Annotated in this window: 1 protein-coding gene; it reads right to left on the bottom strand. The window is 76.8% G+C overall.

The window, feature by feature from the left end; all coding sequences use genetic code 11:
• Positions 1-444, bottom strand: a 444-nt coding sequence (locus tag GT354_RS30640) for a right-handed parallel beta-helix repeat-containing protein (RefSeq protein ID WP_161359627.1), incomplete at both ends; no start/stop codon positions are given.

Below are 444 nucleotides of genomic sequence, written 5' to 3'. Positions count from 1 at the left end.
GGGCGCCCCCCGCGAGCGCCACCGCCCGCACGCCCGACACCAGCGCCTGGGCCACCCCGCGCGCGACACAGTCCGCGAACACCGCGCCCGTGTCGTCGGGGTCCTCGATGCCGGCGTCGCTGGGACAGTCGCGAAACGTGCACTCGCGCAACACCGGCGCCGCGCCCGCGGCCACGTACACGGCGGGATAGGTCGAACCGCCCACGACGCAGTCGGTGAACTCGCCGCGCGCGCCGCCCTTGAGATAGACGCCGTTCTTGCCCGCGCCGACCAGGGTGCTCGCGAGGACCACGGGCGCGGCATCGGTCCACACGACCATCGCGGAGCCCGCGCTGTCGGTCACCGCGCAGTCCTCGAACCGGGGTACGGCGCCCTCGTGCACCACGACGCCGGCGGTGCCCGCGTGCGCGACCCGCACGCGCCGCAGCAGCGGCCGGGCGCCCG

Source organism: Streptomyces sp. SID3343, assembly GCF_009865215.1.
Taxonomy (GTDB): domain Bacteria; phylum Actinomycetota; class Actinomycetes; order Streptomycetales; family Streptomycetaceae; genus Embleya.
This window is presented reverse-complemented; position numbering and strand designations above follow the sequence as displayed.